The sequence below is a fragment of the Brevundimonas sp. Leaf168 genome, assembly GCF_001423685.1.
Lineage (GTDB): Bacteria > Pseudomonadota > Alphaproteobacteria > Caulobacterales > Caulobacteraceae > Brevundimonas > Brevundimonas vesicularis_C.
In genome coordinates this window covers 27,607-43,022 of the sequence record NZ_LMOY01000012.1, presented here as the reverse complement: position 1 = coordinate 43,022, position 15,416 = coordinate 27,607, and the positions used below count along the sequence as shown (strand labels likewise).

General features: G+C 65.0%; 12 protein-coding genes and 3 tRNA genes. 4 read left to right on the top strand and 11 right to left on the bottom strand.

Annotated elements, in window-relative coordinates; translation table 11 throughout:
• Position 1: 1 nt before the first annotated feature.
• The 7 genes from nuoF to ASF81_RS12625 all read right to left on the bottom strand — a co-directional run bounded on the left by nuoF (position 2) and on the right by ASF81_RS12625 (position 5,125).
• A complete protein-coding gene (nuoF, locus tag ASF81_RS12655; RefSeq protein WP_055809082.1) occupies positions 2 to 1,315 on the bottom strand; it encodes an NADH-quinone oxidoreductase subunit NuoF in 1,314 nt (437 codons plus the stop codon).
• A gap of 5 nt (positions 1,316 to 1,320) precedes the next feature.
• On the bottom strand, positions 1,321 to 1,584 hold the full coding sequence (locus ASF81_RS12650; RefSeq protein WP_017503994.1) for a hypothetical protein: 264 nt from the start codon (positions 1,582 to 1,584) through the stop codon (positions 1,321 to 1,323).
• Positions 1,584 to 2,261: an NADH-quinone oxidoreductase subunit NuoE gene (nuoE, locus tag ASF81_RS12645; protein WP_055809081.1), complete on the bottom strand. Its 678-nt coding sequence runs from the start codon at positions 2,259 to 2,261 to the stop codon at positions 1,584 to 1,586. The genes ASF81_RS12650 and nuoE overlap by 1 nt, the downstream gene beginning before the upstream one ends.
• Complete coding sequence (locus ASF81_RS12640) at positions 2,258 to 3,436, bottom strand: NADH-quinone oxidoreductase subunit D (protein ID WP_088582886.1); 1,179 nt, start codon at positions 3,434 to 3,436, stop codon at positions 2,258 to 2,260. The genes nuoE and ASF81_RS12640 overlap by 4 nt, the downstream gene beginning before the upstream one ends.
• 86 nt (positions 3,437 to 3,522) lie before the next feature.
• Positions 3,523 to 4,152, bottom strand: a complete 630-nt coding sequence (locus ASF81_RS12635; RefSeq protein WP_055809080.1) for an NADH-quinone oxidoreductase subunit C — start codon at positions 4,150 to 4,152, stop codon at positions 3,523 to 3,525.
• Positions 4,149 to 4,778, bottom strand: a complete 630-nt coding sequence (locus ASF81_RS12630; RefSeq protein WP_156363267.1) for an NADH-quinone oxidoreductase subunit B family protein — start codon at positions 4,776 to 4,778, stop codon at positions 4,149 to 4,151. The genes ASF81_RS12635 and ASF81_RS12630 overlap by 4 nt, the downstream gene beginning before the upstream one ends.
• Positions 4,748 to 5,125, bottom strand: a complete 378-nt coding sequence (locus tag ASF81_RS12625) for an NADH-quinone oxidoreductase subunit A (RefSeq protein ID WP_017503999.1) — start codon at positions 5,123 to 5,125, stop codon at positions 4,748 to 4,750. Before ASF81_RS12625 ends, ASF81_RS12630 begins: the two co-directional genes overlap by 31 nt.
• A 205-nt stretch (positions 5,126 to 5,330) precedes the next feature.
• On the opposite strand from ASF81_RS12625, the gene ASF81_RS12620 reads away from it, so the two are divergent.
• From ASF81_RS12620 to ASF81_RS12610, 3 genes are all read left to right on the top strand, one after another.
• Positions 5,331 to 6,962 (top strand): AbgT family transporter, encoded by a 1,632-nt coding sequence (locus tag ASF81_RS12620; RefSeq protein WP_055809078.1) that lies wholly within the window; start codon positions 5,331 to 5,333, stop codon positions 6,960 to 6,962.
• 96 nt (positions 6,963 to 7,058) lie between these two features.
• Positions 7,059 to 7,135 (top strand) — tRNA-Asp (locus ASF81_RS12615).
• Between the two features lie 80 nt (positions 7,136 to 7,215).
• A tRNA-Asp gene (locus ASF81_RS12610) sits at positions 7,216 to 7,292 on the top strand.
• Between the two features lie 84 nt (positions 7,293 to 7,376).
• On the opposite strand, the gene ASF81_RS12605 is transcribed toward ASF81_RS12610, so the two are convergent.
• Positions 7,377 to 8,627, bottom strand: coding sequence for a glycosyltransferase (locus ASF81_RS12605; protein WP_082503564.1), 1,251 nt, complete (start codon positions 8,625 to 8,627; stop codon positions 7,377 to 7,379).
• Between the two features lie 311 nt (positions 8,628 to 8,938).
• Here ASF81_RS12605 and ASF81_RS12600 point away from each other — a divergent pair, with 311 nt between their 5' ends.
• Positions 8,939 to 12,232, top strand: a complete 3,294-nt coding sequence (locus ASF81_RS12600) for an autotransporter outer membrane beta-barrel domain-containing protein (protein ID WP_055809076.1) — start codon at positions 8,939 to 8,941, stop codon at positions 12,230 to 12,232.
• A gap of 58 nt (positions 12,233 to 12,290) precedes the next feature.
• On the opposite strand, the gene ASF81_RS12595 is transcribed toward ASF81_RS12600, so the two are convergent.
• From ASF81_RS12595 to lon, 3 genes are all read right to left on the bottom strand, one after another.
• Positions 12,291 to 12,367 (bottom strand) — tRNA-Val (locus ASF81_RS12595).
• A gap of 34 nt (positions 12,368 to 12,401) precedes the next feature.
• Complete coding sequence (locus ASF81_RS12590; RefSeq protein ID WP_055809073.1) at positions 12,402 to 12,677, bottom strand: HU family DNA-binding protein; 276 nt, start codon at positions 12,675 to 12,677, stop codon at positions 12,402 to 12,404.
• A gap of 105 nt (positions 12,678 to 12,782) precedes the next feature.
• Positions 12,783 to 15,179 (bottom strand): endopeptidase La, encoded by a 2,397-nt coding sequence (gene lon, locus ASF81_RS12585; protein ID WP_055809071.1) that lies wholly within the window; start codon positions 15,177 to 15,179, stop codon positions 12,783 to 12,785.
• Positions 15,180 to 15,416: the final 237 nt, after the last annotated feature.

The window sequence follows — 15,416 nt, the reverse complement described above, 5'->3', positions numbered from 1 at the left end:
TCTACTCCGCCGCGATCGCGTGGCCGGCGAAGTTCGCACGGCGGCTGCGGAAGTTGGCGATCCGCTCTTCGATCTCGTGACGGAAGTGACGGATCAGGCCCTGAACCGGCCAAGCGGCGGCGTCGCCCAGGGCGCAGATGGTGTGTCCCTCGACCTGTCCGGCGACGTCCAGCAGCAGGTCGATTTCCGACGGATCGGCCTCACCCACGGCCATCCGCTCCAGCACGCGCCACATCCAGCCGGTGCCTTCGCGGCACGGCGTGCATTGACCGCAGCTCTCGTGTTTGAAGAAGTAGCTGATGCGGGCGATCGCCTTCACGATGTCGGTGGACTCGTCCATCACCGTCACGCCGGCGGTGCCCAGCGAAGAGCGAACCTCGCGCATGGAATCGAAGTCCATCAGGACCGTCTCGGCCTGTTCGCGCGTGATGACCGGGCAGGACGCGCCGCCGGGGATGATGGCCTTCAGATTGCTCCAGCCGCCACGCACGCCGCCGCCGTGATCCTCGATCAGCTGACGCAGCGGGATCGACATGGCCTCTTCGACCACGCAGGGGGTGTTCACGTGGCCGGACAGCGACATCAGTTTGGTGCCGGTGTTGTTCGGACGGCCGAAGCCGGCGAACCAGTCGGCGCCGCGACGCAGGATCGTGCCGACGACGGCGATCGACTCGACGTTGTTCACCGTGGTCGGGCAGCCGTAGAGACCCGCGCCGGCCGGGAACGGCGGCTTCAGACGCGGTTGACCCTTCTTGCCTTCCAACGATTCCAGCAGAGCCGTCTCTTCGCCGCAGATATAGGCGCCCGCGCCGTGGTGGATATAGACGTGGAAGTCCCAGCCGTGGACGTTGCCGTCGCCGATCAGCTTGGCCTCATAGGCCTGCTTGACGGCGGCTTCCATCCGCTCGCGCTCCAGCACGTATTCGCCGCGCAGATAGATGTAACAGGCATGGGCCTGCATCGCGAAGCTGGCGATCAGCGCGCCTTCGATCAGCAGGTGCGGATCATGGCGCATGATCTCCCGGTCCTTGCAGGTCGCGGGCTCGGATTCGTCGGCGTTGATGACCAGGTAGTGAGGACGATCCTTCACCTCCTTGGGCATGAACGACCATTTCAGGCCGGTCGAGAAGCCCGCGCCGCCCCGGCCGCGCAGACCCGAGGCCTTGACGTTGTTGATGATCCAGTCGCGCCCAAGGTCCAGCATGTCCTTGGTGGCGTTCCAGGCGCCGCGGTTCTTCGCCCCGTCCAGCGTCCAGTCGTGGAAGCCGTACAGGTTGGTGAAGATGCGATCCTTGTCTTCGAGAATGCCGACCATGGCCCTCAGAGTCCTTCCGCCAGACGGCGCTTGTGGTGGCGCGTGCGCATCCAGATGGCCGCGATGACCATCACCCAGCCCGCCGCCAGCATGAAGTAGGAGAGATTGACCGCCCACGGCCCGACTGCGCCCTGACGCGAGATCAGGATCAGAACGGCCGCGCCGACGACCATAGCCAGGCCGCCCGCGCGCAGCGGACGCCCGACGTTGCGCAGTTCCTTGCGGTAGGCTGCGCGGCCCTCCTCGGTGTTCAGATCCGGCGGCGACATCAGGCCGGGGCCTTCTCGACCGGCGCGGGGTCGCTGTTCGGCAGCTTCTTGATCGGCTTGGCGGCCGAGCCGTCATACAGCGTCGCATCGAGCAGTGTCTTTGGCCCGCCTTCCGGCGCCGCATTGGTGCGACCGATGTAGGAGCCCGGCTCGGGCGCCTTGCCGGCGGCGAAGTCGTCGATGATCCGGCCGATCGTCTCGGGCGTCAGATCCTCGAAATAGTAGTCGTTGATCTGGGCCATCGGCGCGTTGGAACAGGCGCCCAGGCACTCGACTTCCTGCCAGGTGAAGCGGCCGTCGGCGGACAGATGATCCTTGGGACCGATCTTCTCCTTGCAGACGCGCATCAGCTCATTGGCGCCGCGCAGCATGCACGGCGTGGTGCCGCACACCTGGATCAGCGCCGTCTTGCCGACCGGCTCCAGCATGAACATGGTGTAGAAGGTCGCGACCTCCAGCACCCGGATATAGGCCATGTCCAACAGCTCGGCGATGGCGCGGATGGCGGGTTCGGACACCCAGCCTTCCTGCTTTTGCACCAGCCACAGGATCGGGATCACCGCCGATTGACGACGCCCTTCCGGATATTTCTTGATCCACCATTCGGCCTTGGCCGTCGTATCAGCCGAGAAGGCGAACGAGGCGGGCTGTTCCTTGGCGAGACGACGAACGCTCATCGGTCCACTTCTCCGAAAACGATGTCGAGCGAGCCCAGGATGGCGGACACGTCGGCCAGCTGGTGGCCGCGGTTCATCCAGTCCATCGCCTGCAGCGAGCGGAAGCCCGGCGCCGAGATCTTCACGCGATAGGGTTTGTTGGTGCCGTCCGACACCAGATAGATGCCGAACTCGCCCTTGGGCGCCTCGACCGAGGCATAGACCTCGCCCTCGGGCGTCTTGAAGCCTTCGGTGTAGAGCTTGAAATGGTGGATCAGCGATTCCATCGAGCGCTTCATCTCGCCACGGCGCGGCGGGACGATCTTGTTGTCCTCGACCATCACCGGCTCGCCGGGGCAGTTGCGCAGCTTGTGGATGCACTGCTCCATGATCCGCACCGACTGCTTCATCTCCTCGATGCGCACCAGATAGCGGTCCCAGCAGTCGCCATTCTTGCCGACCACCACATCGAAGTCGAGCTCGGCATAGCACTCATAGGGCTGCGACTTGCGCAGGTCCCAGGCGATGTTCGAGCCCCGCAGCATCACGCCGGTGAAGCCCCATTCCAGGGCCTGCTGCTTGGACACCACGCCGATGTCGACGTTGCGCTGTTTGAAGATGCGGTTCTCGGTGACCAGGCTTTCGATGTCCTTCAGCGCCGGCGGGAACTCGTGGCACCAGCGGCCGATGTCGTCGATCAGGTCCATCGGCAGGTCCTGGTGGACTCCGCCGGGACGGAAGTAGTTGGCGTGCAGACGGGCGCCGCAAGCGCGCTCGTAGAACACCATCAGCTTTTCGCGTTCCTCAAAGCCCCACAGCGGCGGCGTCAGGGCGCCGACGTCCATGGCCTGGGTCGTCACGTTCAGCATGTGCGACAGGATGCGGCCGATTTCCGAATACAGAACGCGGATCAGCTGCGCCCGGTAAGGAACCTCGATGCCCAGCAGCTTCTCAATGGCCAGGCAGAAGGCGTGCTCCTGGTTCATCGGCGAGACGTAGTCCAACCGGTCCAGATACGGCACGTTCTGAAGGTACGTGCGGGCCTCCATCAGCTTTTCGGTGCCGCGGTGCAGCAGGCCGATGTGCGGATCGACGCGCTCGACGATCTCGCCGTCCAGCTCCAGCACTAGGCGCAGCACGCCGTGCGCGGCCGGGTGTTGCGGACCGAAGTTGATGGTGAACTTGCGGTCTTCCATCTCGCGCGCGTGGGCGGTGCGGGTGTCGAGGTCGTCCTCGAACACATCGACGCCCAGCGGCGGCAGGGTGGGGTTTCCGTCAGCCATTACGCCTGGCCTCCCGCCTTCTCGTCGCCGGGGAGGACCGGCGCGGGGTATTCGGCGCCCTCCCAGGGCGACAGGAAATCGAAGGTGCGGAATTCTTGGGTCAGCTTGACCGGCTCATAGACCACGCGTCGCTGTTCCTCGTCGTAGCGCACCTCGACATAGCCCGTCATCGGGAAGTCCTTGCGCAGCGGATGGCCTTCGAAGCCATAGTCCGTCAGCAGGCGACGCATGTCCGGGTGACCCGAGAACAGCATGCCGTACATGTCGTAGGCTTCACGCTCGAACCAGTTGGCGGCCGGATAGGCCGAGATGACCGACGGCACCGGCTGGGTCTCGTCAGTCGAGACCTTGACCCGCAGGCGCGCGTTCCGCGTCATCGACAGCAGGTGATAGACGACCTCGAACCGCTCCTTGCGATCCGGATAGTCCACACCGCACAGGTCGAGCAGCTGCTGGAAGCCGAATTGATCGCGCAGCGCCGTCAACACCTCGACGATCCGCTCGCGCGGCGCGACCAGCGTCAGTTCGCCGAACGCCACCTGAGCCTCGACGCCCAAGGCGCCGACCATCTCGGCGCCCAGCGGCGTCAGGGCGGCTTCGTGTTGCGCTTGAACAGCCAGAGAGGTCATCGGTCGATGGTCCCCGTGCGACGGATCTTCTTCTGCAGTTGCAGCAGGCCGTAAAGCAGCGCCTCAGCCGTCGGCGGACAGCCGGGCACATAGACGTCCACCGGCACCACGCGGTCGCAACCGCGCACGACGCTGTAACTATAGTGGTAGTAGCCGCCGCCGTTGGCGCAGCTGCCCATCGACACGACGTAGCGCGGATCGGGCATCTGGTCGTAGACCTTGCGGATGGCCGGGGCCATCTTGTTGGTCAGGGTGCCGGCGACGATCATCAGGTCCGACTGACGCGGGCTGGCGCGCGGCGCCATGCCGAAGCGCTCGACGTCGAAGCGCGGCATCGACATCTGGATCATCTCGACCGCGCAACAGGCCAGGCCGAAGGTCATCCACATCAGCGAGCCCGTGCGGGCCCAGTTGATGACGTCGTCGGCGGCGGCGACCAGATAGCCGCGCTCGCCGAGTTCCATGTTCACGGCCTCGAAGAACTTGTCGTGGACCTTGGGGTCATAACCCTCGACGGTCGAACGCGCGCCGGCGCCGGCCGGAACCAGCGGCGCGCCCGGTGCAGACACCAGACCTGCGGGCTTGGAAGCGGCGACTACTCCCATTCCAGGGCTCCCTTCTTCCATTCGTAGATGAAGCCGATGGTCAGCACGCCCAGGAAGACCATCATCGACCAGAAGGCGAAGACCATGCCGGCGTGCGACAGATCGAACATCGACACCGCCCACGGGAACAGGAAGGCGACTTCCAGGTCGAAGATGATGAACAGGATCGACACCAGATAGAAGCGGATGTCGAACTTCATCCGGGCATCGTCGAAGGCGTTGAAGCCGCACTCATAGGCCGACAGCTTCTCACTATCGGGGCTCTTCGGCGCCAGCAGCAGCGGCAGCACGATGAAAAGAATGCCGATGAAGGCGGCTACGCCGGCGAAGACTAGGACCGGAAGATATTCGAGAAGGAATGCGTTCATTCGAAGAACCTCGTCCGCCGGGGAGAGGCGGGATTCGGCGCTTCTTAGACCCAAGACCGCCGCCGTTCAAACCCCTGCGGACATTGGATTTTCATTGAGAACGGCTCGCAACTTTGCGCGCCATATGTCGCAGGGCCGACGCTTGCGCGTCGCAGGGCTGCAAAGGCCTATTGGCGAGCCGATCGCGTAACCGAAAGTCATCCGAATGAGCCTAGCCAGCCGCGCCCTGAACGCTGTCGAGCGGATCGGTAATCGACTTCCCGATCCTGTCTTCCTGTTCTTGTGGCTGATCGGCGGTCTGATCGTCCTCAGCATGGTCGGCACCGGCCTGGGCTGGTCGGCCGTCAATCCGGTCACCGGCGATCAACTGGTCGCCAAGAGCCTGTTGTCTGCAGAAAATCTAGAACAGTTGATCATCGGCATGCCGCGCACGCTGGCGGACTTCCCGCCCCTCGGCATCGTCATCACCATCATCTATGGCGCTTCGGTCGCCGAACGCACAGGGATGTTCGCCACCGCCATTCGCGGCGCCCTGCTGAACGCCCCGCGTTCCATACTGACGCCCGTCGTCGTGATCACCGGCATGGTGTCCCATCACGCGTCGGACGCCTCCTATGTCGTGGTCATCCCGCTGGCGGCCGTCATCTTCGCCGCTGCGGGCCGCCATCCGCTGGCAGGTCTGGCCGCAGGCTTCGCCGCCGTGTCGGGCGGATACGCCGGCAACCTGTTCCCTGGCGCCAGCGACGCCTTGATCCTGGGCATCACTGAGCCGGCCGCCCGCCTGATCGATCCATCCTATTCCGTGAACATCGCCGGCAACTGGTTCTTCATCGTCGGCGTCGTCTTCGTCTTCACCCCCATCGTCTGGTTTCTGACCGACCGGGTGATCGAGCCGCGCCTCGGCGTCTGGAAGCCGTCAGAGGGGGTCGCCGCACCGAACGCTTCGGAAAAACAGCCCCTGACCGCCGCCGAGAAGCGCGGCCTGAAGTTCGCCGGCCTGGCGCTTCTGGGCATGATCGCGCTCTGGGCCCTGCTGACCTTCATACCGGGCTCGCCGTTCGTCGATCCCGAGGTGGACCCGGAGCAAAAGTTCAATCCGCTCTACAAGTCCCTGGTCGCCTTCTTCGCCATCACCTTCTTCGTCACCGGCGGGGCCTATGGGGCCGGAGCCGGCACGATCCAGTCGCACCGCGACATGGTCACGATGATGCGCGACGGCATCGCCCAGTTGGCGCCCTATATCGTGCTGGCCTTCTTTGCCGCCCACTTCGTGGCCATGTTCAACTGGTCGGGCCTGGGGCCGATCCTGGCGGTCAATGCGGCGGCCGGACTGAAGACCCTGGCCCTGCCCGCCCCTCTGCTGCTGATCTGCGTGGTCTTTGTCTCGTGTTTCTTTGACCTGTTCATCGGCTCGGCCTCGGCGAAATGGTCGGCCCTGGCGCCCATCGTGGTGCCGATGTTTATGCTGCTGGGCATTTCACCGGAGATGACGACCGCCGCTTATCGCATGGGTGATTCCGTCACCAACATCGCCACGCCGCTGATGAGCTACTTCCCGCTGATCCTGACCTTCGCCCAGCGTTGGGATCCACGATTCGGTTTGGGATCGCTGATGGCGACCATGCTGCCCTACGCCGGGGCCTTCCTGGTCGCCGGTCTGGCCATGGTGGCGGCCTGGGTCGCTTTCGACCTGCCGCTGGGGCCGGGCGTCGGCGTCCACTATGAGCCGCCGCCTCCCGCCGTGGCGGCCCATGAGCCTGCCGACGGCGGCGTAGCGGGGCCGCACAGCCCGCCCCAGGCAGCGATGGTCACACCGTCCACAGCCCCATCGCGTTGAGGGGCGCGTTTCTCCGAAAAGGTCGCTTGACGCGATGTGTCAGCCCGCCTAAACGACGCCCCTCGCCGGGGCGCACAGCCGCTTCGGCCGGGAAACGCGGGTGTAGCTCAGTTGGTTAGAGTGCCGGCCTGTCACGCCGGAGGTCGCGGGTTCGAGCCCCGTCACTCGCGCCACTCTTTCTAGAAATAGAAGAGTGGCGCACACCGCCTTCCCAAAAAGCTTTCGAAACAGCTCAAAAGTTTCGACCTGATACGCGGGTGTAGCTCAGTTGGTTAGAGTGCCGGCCTGTCACGCCGGAGGTCGCGGGTTCGAGCCCCGTCACTCGCGCCACTTCTTTTCAAGACATCGATATAAAAGAAGTGGCGCGCTCCCGTTTTCGGAAACGCGCCATTCGAACGCCACAGCCCTGGCCGCTCAGTGCAGCGGCAGCGCACTATCCGGGTTCACGAACGCCGTTTCGCCCGTCAACTCGCCATAGACCATGCAGAGGTCTTCGAAGACGCGGTTCCAGGCGAATTGGCTGACCGCCTTTTCGCGCGCCGCGCGGCCGATCGCTTCGATATCGCGTGCGAACAGGGCCTCGACCGCTTGGGCATAGTCGTCGGCATCCGCGCTGGCGGCCAGTTGCCCCACGCTCTCATCGACCGTCTCGGCGACGCCGCCCGCATTGACCCCGACCACGGGCCGTCCGCAGGCCATGGCCTCCAGTACGATCAGCCCGAACGGCTCCTTGTCATTGGCGTGAACGAAGGCGTCGCAGCTGGCGATGATCTTGGCGACCGCCTTGGGATCGCTTTCATAGGGCATGGAGATGACGCGATCTTCCTCCGGCATTCCCGCGCCTGCGCCGACCAGCACCAGATGATAGGGGGGGCCCAGCTTCTGGACCGCCTCGATCAGCACATCGACATTCTTTTCCTTGGCCGGACGACCTGCGAAGCACAGCAGACGCGCGTCGTCGCCCAAACCCAGCTGTTTCAGCAGCCACTGCCGGTCACGGCGTTCCGGACGGAAGGTGTCGATCTCCACGCCCAGAGGCCGAATGACGATGTTGTTCACACCGGCCTCTTCCAGGCGCCGCGCGATAAAGCGGCTGGGCGACACGACCCGATCAAACTGTGAAAACAGCTTCGCCCAGCGCTTCTCAACCGGCTTCTTGGCCCATTCGCCGAAATGCAGCGCCGCCAGCCCCGCCGGATCAGAGTGGCAGAAGCCGACGACCGGGCATCCGACCCGCTGACCGGCCTCCAAAGCCCCCTGCCCCGGCGTGTAAGGGTCCCCGGCCTCGATGATGGACGGCTTCATCGCCGCCACCCAAGCGCTCCAGCGCTTCACAGAACTGGGCCAGCGGTAGCCGTCCCCGAACGGCAGCTTGGTCGCCCGCAATTGCACGATGCCGTCGGCCCGCGCCTTGTGCCGCGCGCCGGGCACGATCAGCGAGTGACTGATCCCCGGCCGATTGGCCTCGATCCATGCCTTCTTGGACAGGATATAGCGCTTCACCCCGCCTGAGCGCGGCGCATAGAGCATTGTGGTGTCCACCAGGCGAGGTCGCTCGTCCATCGCCGCCGCCTTTAGGGCCCGCAGCGTTTCGGCGACTTCCACGTCCAGCCCCGGAATCAGTCGGAGTTCGCTTTCCTGGACGTCGAGGTCTGTCATGCTCATGGAGTGTTCTCGCCTGGTCTGGGCTGTCGAACGCCGAAGGGGTTCGATGGATGCGTCCACGGGACGCGGCCTTTGGACCGTTCGACGCCCGTAACCCCCGGCGCGGCAAAGCTCAAGTGCGCGCCGTCGCGATTTCCTCCGCATTCGGCCTATCGGGCATCGACGAGCGAACGCGGGTCGCCTTACAGGATTGGCTCAAGACCATCACGGCCTTGCATTCGCCTCAAATTCGATAAACTTGGAACGCTGGCGCGGACCCTGCTATGGGGTCTCCCGTAACGTGACGCGTGACCACCAGGGGTTTCTACCGAATGCGTATTTTGCTCGCGACCGCCGTGGCGATCGCCCCCTTGATGGTCGCCACAGGATCCCAGGCCGAGATCGTCATCTCGAACGCCCGGACAACACCGATCCAGACGTCCAATGCGACGGGCACAGCCGCCGATAACATCCGGATCGCCAGCGGCGGCAGCGTCGCCGTCGCCTCGGGCGCGGCCGTTACCCTGAACAGCAACAACACGGTCGATCTGGATAGCGGCAGCTCGATCACCATGGACAAGTCGGCCGACGGCTCGACGGGTCTTCTGGTCAATGGCGGCAACACCGGGTCGGTGATCGTCGGCGGCTCCATCACTGTCAACGACACGCTGGAAACAGCGGACATAAAAGACACTGACGGCGACGGCGATCTTGACGGCCCGTTCGCCACCGGAACCGGCCGCTACGGCGTGCGGGTCACCGGCGCCTCGCCCTTCACTGGCAACATCCTGGTCGAGGGCACGGGCGCGATCGCGGTCGAGGGCAACAACTCCTACGGCCTGTCCGTCGAATCCGCCCTTAACGGCAAGCTTCAGAGCTTGGGCACGGTTCGTGTGACCGGCAACGACAGCGCCGCCATCCGCACCACGGGGCCGATTTCCGGCAATGTCGATCTTGCCGGTTCCATCTCGGCCCTCGGCGCCAATGCAACGGGCGTTTCCATCGAAGGTGACGTCGGCGGCGCGCTCAAGATCCACTCCTCCGTGGTCGCCACGGGCTATCGCTACACCACCCCGCCGCCCGCCCGTCCGACGACCGGCACCTTCGACAACGCGACGACCCTGTTCCTGGACGAACTCGACGCAGACGATCTGCTGCAAGGCGGACCGGCCGTGCGCGTCGGCGCCAATGTCGCCGGCGGCGTGCTGCTGGACAAGGCGCTCGCCTATTCCGAGGCCGGCATCGAGGGCGATGACGACAAGGACGGCGTCAAGAACGGCGACGAGGACGATGACGGCGACGGCATCAAGAACCGCGACGATCCGGACCGTGACGGCGACGGCATCCCGGACGCCAGCGAGACAGCCGCCTCCATCACATCGCTGGGCGGCGCGCCTGCTCTGCTGATCGGTTCGACGACACAGGCGGTGACCCTCGGCGCCGTCGGTACAGGCGATGCGGCCTATGGCCTGATCAACCGCGGTACGATCATCGGATCTGGCCTTTACTCCGGCGTGGAGTCCCGCGCCGTGCAACTCGGCGTGACCGGCGGCCAGGCCGTCAACGTTGTCGGCGGCGTGCGCAACGAAGGCGGCATCTCATCGACCGCCGTCGACGCCAACGCCACGGGGCTCTGGATCGGCTCGGGCGTCACCGCTCCGACGGTCAACAACTCGGGCGCCATTCAGGCCGTCGCCTCGGGCAAGCAGGCCCAAAGCGCGACCGGCATCCTGATCGGTGCGGGCGCCAACGTCGGCTCCCTGACAAACACCGGCAATCTCGTCGCCTCTTTCGGCGGCAATCAGGGTTCGGCCACCGTTATTCGTGACCAGTCCGGCAGCCTGACCCAGCTGAACAACGCCGGTTCGATCATCGGCTCGCTCACCCCTAACACCGACGATACAAATCCGGTGACTGGCATGGTGACCGCCATCGACGTCTCGGCCAACACGACCGGCGTCACTCTGCGTCAGTACGGCATTCCCGCCACTGCCGGCAGCACGGCGACGGATACGGACAAGGACGGCGTGCCGGACGCGAACGAACCGGCCATTGTCGGCGCGATCAAGCTGGGATCGGGCGCCGACACCCTCAATATTGAGAACGGCGTCGTCAACGGCGACATCGATTTCGGCGCCGGCGCCGACCGGCTGAACATCAGCGGCGGCGCGGTTGTGACCGGCGCCATCGCCAACAGCGACGGCCTGCTGGACATCAACGTGTCGAAGGGCACCCTGGCCGCCACCCAGACGGGCGCCACGGCGATCTCCAACCTGAACATCGGCGCCGAAGGGACATTGCTGGTCAATCTTGACCCCGCCAACGACCGCGCCGGCGGCTTCAATGTCAGCGGCAATGCGACCCTGGCGACAGGCTCCACTCTGGGCGTCCGCTTCTCGTCGCTGATCGATCAGCCTGAGCGGTTCAACGTCATCACGGCCGGCACGCTGAATGTGGGTCAGATCAACCAGACCCTGCTGTCGGACAACTCGCCCTATCTTTACGTCGTGCAGGGCGGCGTGGCCGGCAACACCGTCTATGTCGACGCGCGTCGCCGTACGGCCTCCGAGGCCGGGTTGATCCCGGTCGAGGCGTCCGCCTACGACGCCGTCTATGGCGCGCTGGGGTCCAATGAGGCCCTGCGCAACCTGTTCCTGTCGCAGACGTCGCGCGACGGCTTCATTGACGCCTACGAGCAGATGCTGCCCGACCACTCCGGCGGACCGCTGATGTCGCTGTCGGCCGGCGTGGACGCGGTCACCCGCGCGCTGACCGGGCGCAACGCCGCCGCTGCGCCGGGTGAAACCAGCGCCTGGGTCCAGGAGATCAACTTCTACGCCGACAAGGACAAGACCGACTCCTACGGTTTCCGGTCCGAAGGCTTCGGCGTCGCCGGCGGCGTCGAAAAGGGCACCAGCCTGGGCGCCATCGGGATCTCGGCCGCCTTCACTTCGTCCGACATCAAGGACCCCGAGGCCGAAGCCGAAGAGGTCCTGTCCGCCAATCTGCTGGAGTTGGGCCTCTACTGGCGCGCTCAGGGTCAATACTGGACGACCTGGGCCCGTGCGGCGGGGGGCTACGCCTCCTTCAGCGCCGATCGCTCGCTGGTCGCCACCGGCGTCTATCTGAACAACAAGTCCGACTGGCATGGCTGGACGGCGGCGGTCGCCGGCGGCGCCTCGTATGAGCGCAACTTCGGCCGCCTGAACATCCGCCCCGAAATCTACGGTGAATATTTCAGCCTGTCGGAAGGCTCGCGCAGCGAGAAGGGCGGCGGCGACGGCTTCGATCTCGACATCGATTCGCGCGACAGCCACATCTTCTCGGCCGTGGCGGCGATGAACGTCGGCTATGGCTTCGGCCGCAACGGCTGGATCCGTCCGGAACTGCGCGTCGGCTATCGTCAGAACATCTCGGTCGACGCCGGCGAAACCATCGCGCGCTTCGCCAGCGGCGGCCCGGACTTCATCCTGTCGCCGGACGCCATCGAAGGCGGCGGGCCGATTCTGGGCTTCCGCCTGAACTTCGGCAACGAGCTGGGCATGCTGTCGCTGACTGGCGACGCCGAGCTGCTGGAAGACTACGTCCGCTACTCGCTGCTGCTGCGGGCCAGCTTCCGCTTCTGATCGCAGCCCGATCCAGACAAACGAAAGGCCGCCGGAGCGATCCGGCGGCCTTTTTGTTTGGTAGGCGGCGACGGGTTCGAACCGCCGACCCTCTCGGTGTAAACGAGATGCTCTGACCAGCTGAGCTAGCCGCCCCCAAGGGCAGAGACGGGCTTATGCCCGTCGCGCCTCAACCGTTCAAGGCGCTTTTCAAACCTTCGCCCGGGCGAAAGCGCGCGGTGCGCGAGGCCGGGCGTGCGACCGCCGCGCCGGTCTGCGGATTGCGCGCGACGCCGGCCTTGCGGTCCACGGCGACGAAACTGCCGAAGCCGATCAGCTTCACGTCCGCACCCCGCGTCAGCGACTCGGTTACGCCGTCGGTAAACGCCTCCAGCGCCGTTTTCGCCTGGTCGCGGCTGATGTTCGCCGCATTGGCCATTCGGCCGATCAATTCCGCCTTGGTCATCCGTGCCCCTCCAGAACGAATCACTAAAGGACAGATCGGCGGTTGCGTCAAAAACGAAAACGCCGCCGGTGGGGTCACCGGCGGCGCTCGCTGTTCAACTCGGCGTTAGTGGCTGACCGCCGCCGCCGGCCCTTCCGGAGCAGCGACCGGAGCTGGCAAGGGTTCGGCCGCCTCGTCCCACTCCACCGGCGTCAGGGTGCCGACAAGCGCCCACTTCAGCGCCTCGTCCGCCGTGGAGATCGGCACGATCTCCAGCGCCGACTTCACATTGTCCGGCACGTCAGCGAGATCCCTCTCGTTCTCCTGCGGGATCAGCACCGTCTTGACGCCGGAGCGCAGGGCCGCGAGCAGCTTCTCCTTCAGACCGCCGATGGCGGTGACCCGGCCGCGCAAAGTGATCTCGCCGGTCATGGCGATATCCTTACGGATCGGGATGCCGGTCAGGACAGAGACCATCGCCACCGTCATGGCCACGCCGGCGGACGGGCCGTCCTTGGGCGTGGCGCCATCCGGCACGTGGACGTGGATGTCGGTCTTCTCGAAAACCGGCGGCTTGACGCCGAAGGCCAGGGCCCGCGAGCGAACGTAGGACGCGGCAGCCGAGATCGACTCCTTCATCACGTCCTTCAGATTGCCGGTCACGGTCATGCGCCCGCGGCCCGGCATCTTGATCGCCTCGATGGTCAGGATGTCGCCGCCAAACTCGGTCCAGGCCAGACCGGTGACGATGCCAACCTGATCCTCCTCGTCCGTCTCGCCATAGCGGAACTTCTTGACGCCCGCATAGTCGGCCAACTTGGCCTCATCGACCGTGATCGACTTGGCGCCCGTCTTGGCCATCTCCCGCACGGCCTTGCGCGCAAGACCGCCCAAAGCGCGCTCCAGCGACCGCACGCCGGCCTCGCGGGTGTAATAGCGGATCAGGTCGCGGATCGTGTCTTCCGGCACGATCAGTTCGCCGTCCTTCAGACCGTGGTCCGCCAACTGCTTGGGCAGGACGTGGCGCTTAGCGATCTCGACTTTCTCGTTTTCGGTGTAGCCCGACACCCGAATGATCTCCATACGGTCCATCAGCGGCTGCGGCATGTTCAGGCTGTTCGCGGTCGTCACGAACATCACCTGGGACAGGTCGTAGTCCACCTCCAAATAGTGGTCGCCGAAGGTCGAGTTCTGCGCCGGATCCAGCACCTCCAGCAGGGCCGACGACGGATCGCCGCGCCAGTCCGATCCCAGCTTGTCGATCTCGTCCAGCAGGACGAAGGCGTTGGTCGTCTTGGCCTTCTTCATCGACTGGATGATCTTGCCGGGCATGGAGCCGATATAGGTCCGGCGGTGACCCCGGATCTCGCTCTCGTCGCGCACGCCACCCAGCGACATGCGGACGTATTCACGACCTGTCGCCTTGGCGATGGACTTGGCCAGCGAGGTCTTGCCGACACCGGGAGGGCCGACCAAGCACAGGATCGGACCCTTCAGGCTGCCGGTGCGGGCCTGGACCGCCAGATACTCGATGATCCGTTCCTTGACCTTCTCCAGGCCGAAGTGATCCTCTTCCAGGATGTCCTCGGCCTTGGCCAGATCGATCGGCTTCTGCTTGGCCTTGCCCCAAGGCACGGACAGCAGCCAATCGAGATAGTTGCGCACGACCGTCGATTCCGCCGACATCGGGCTCATATTGCGCAGCTTCTTGACCTCGGCCTCGGCCTTGGTGCGCGCCTCCTTGGAAAGGCGCGTCTTCCGGATGCGCTTTTCCAGATCCATGATCTCGTCGCGCGCATCGTCGGTCTCGCCCAGCTCGCGCTGGATCGCCTTCATCTGCTCGTTCAGATAATATTCGCGCTGGGTCTTCTCCATCTGGCGCTTCACGCGCGAGCGGATTTTCTTCTCGACCTGAAGGACCGAAATCTCGCCCTCCATCAGCCCGTAGACCTTCTCCAGCCGCTTGGGCACGTCGAAGGTTTCCAGCAGGCCCTGCTTGTCGGCGATCTTGACCGACAGATGGGCCGCGACCGAGTCGGCCAGCTTGGAGGCGTCGGTGATCTGGGGGATGGAGCTGAGGGCCTCGGGCGGAACCTTCTTGTTCAGCTTCACATAGTTTTCGAACTGCTCGACCACGGCGCGCAGCATGGCTTCGGCCTGCGAGGCGTCGCCGGCTTCGTCCTCGATCTCGACGGCCTCGGCCTCGAAATACTCCTCACGGTCGGTGAAGCGGGTCAGGCGCGCGCGGCCCTTGCCCTCGACCAGCACCTTGACCGTGCCGTCGGGCAGTTTCAACAGTTGCAGCACCGAGGCCAGCACTCCGATGGGATAGATGGCGTCAGGCGACGGATCGTCGTCGACACTGTTCTTCTGTGTCGCCAGCAGGATCTGCTTTTCGCCCTTCATGATCTCGTCCAGCGCCTTCACCGACTTTTCGCGTCCGACGAAGAGCGGCACGACCATGTGCGGGAAGACGACGATGTCTCTCAGCGGCAGGACGGGCAGGATTTTTGGTTCAGTCATGATGCGTACTCCTGGGCCATTGATCATCTCCGGCCCGCCGCCAGGGTCCGCCGGGCAAGAGGCCCGACCAGCGCATGGCGGCCCGTCGATTCCGACGGCGTTCGGATGAGTATGTGGTTTGAAAGACCCGCGGTTCAAGCGTGACCGCGGAACGGCCCACATCTGCGTGGCGACGAGACCGCCGGTCGCGCGGCTTTAGGTCCGCATTACGCCCGGCGGCGCTTTCGACATGGCCGC

Coding starts and splice junctions, on each gene's coding strand:
- nuoF (WP_055809082.1), bottom strand. CDS start 1,315: ATGGTCGGCATTCTCGAAGACAAGGATCGCATCTTCACCAACCTGTAC.
- ASF81_RS12650 (WP_017503994.1), bottom strand. CDS start 1,584: ATGTCGCCGCCGGATCTGAACACCGAGGAGGGCCGCGCAGCCTACCGC.
- nuoE (WP_055809081.1), bottom strand. CDS start 2,261: ATGAGCGTTCGTCGTCTCGCCAAGGAACAGCCCGCCTCGTTCGCCTTC.
- ASF81_RS12640 (WP_088582886.1), bottom strand. CDS start 3,436: ATGGAAGACCGCAAGTTCACCATCAACTTCGGTCCGCAACACCCGGCC.
- ASF81_RS12635 (WP_055809080.1), bottom strand. CDS start 4,152: ATGACCTCTCTGGCTGTTCAAGCGCAACACGAAGCCGCCCTGACGCCG.
- ASF81_RS12630 (WP_156363267.1), bottom strand. CDS start 4,778: ATGGAAGAAGGGAGCCCTGGAATGGGAGTAGTCGCCGCTTCCAAGCCC.
- ASF81_RS12625 (WP_017503999.1), bottom strand. CDS start 5,125: ATGAACGCATTCCTTCTCGAATATCTTCCGGTCCTAGTCTTCGCCGGC.
- ASF81_RS12620 (WP_055809078.1), top strand. CDS start 5,331: ATGAGCCTAGCCAGCCGCGCCCTGAACGCTGTCGAGCGGATCGGTAAT.
- ASF81_RS12605 (WP_082503564.1), bottom strand. CDS start 8,627: ATGAGCATGACAGACCTCGACGTCCAGGAAAGCGAACTCCGACTGATT.
- ASF81_RS12600 (WP_055809076.1), top strand. CDS start 8,939: ATGCGTATTTTGCTCGCGACCGCCGTGGCGATCGCCCCCTTGATGGTC.
- ASF81_RS12590 (WP_055809073.1), bottom strand. CDS start 12,677: ATGACCAAGGCGGAATTGATCGGCCGAATGGCCAATGCGGCGAACATC.
- lon (WP_055809071.1), bottom strand. CDS start 15,179: ATGACTGAACCAAAAATCCTGCCCGTCCTGCCGCTGAGAGACATCGTC.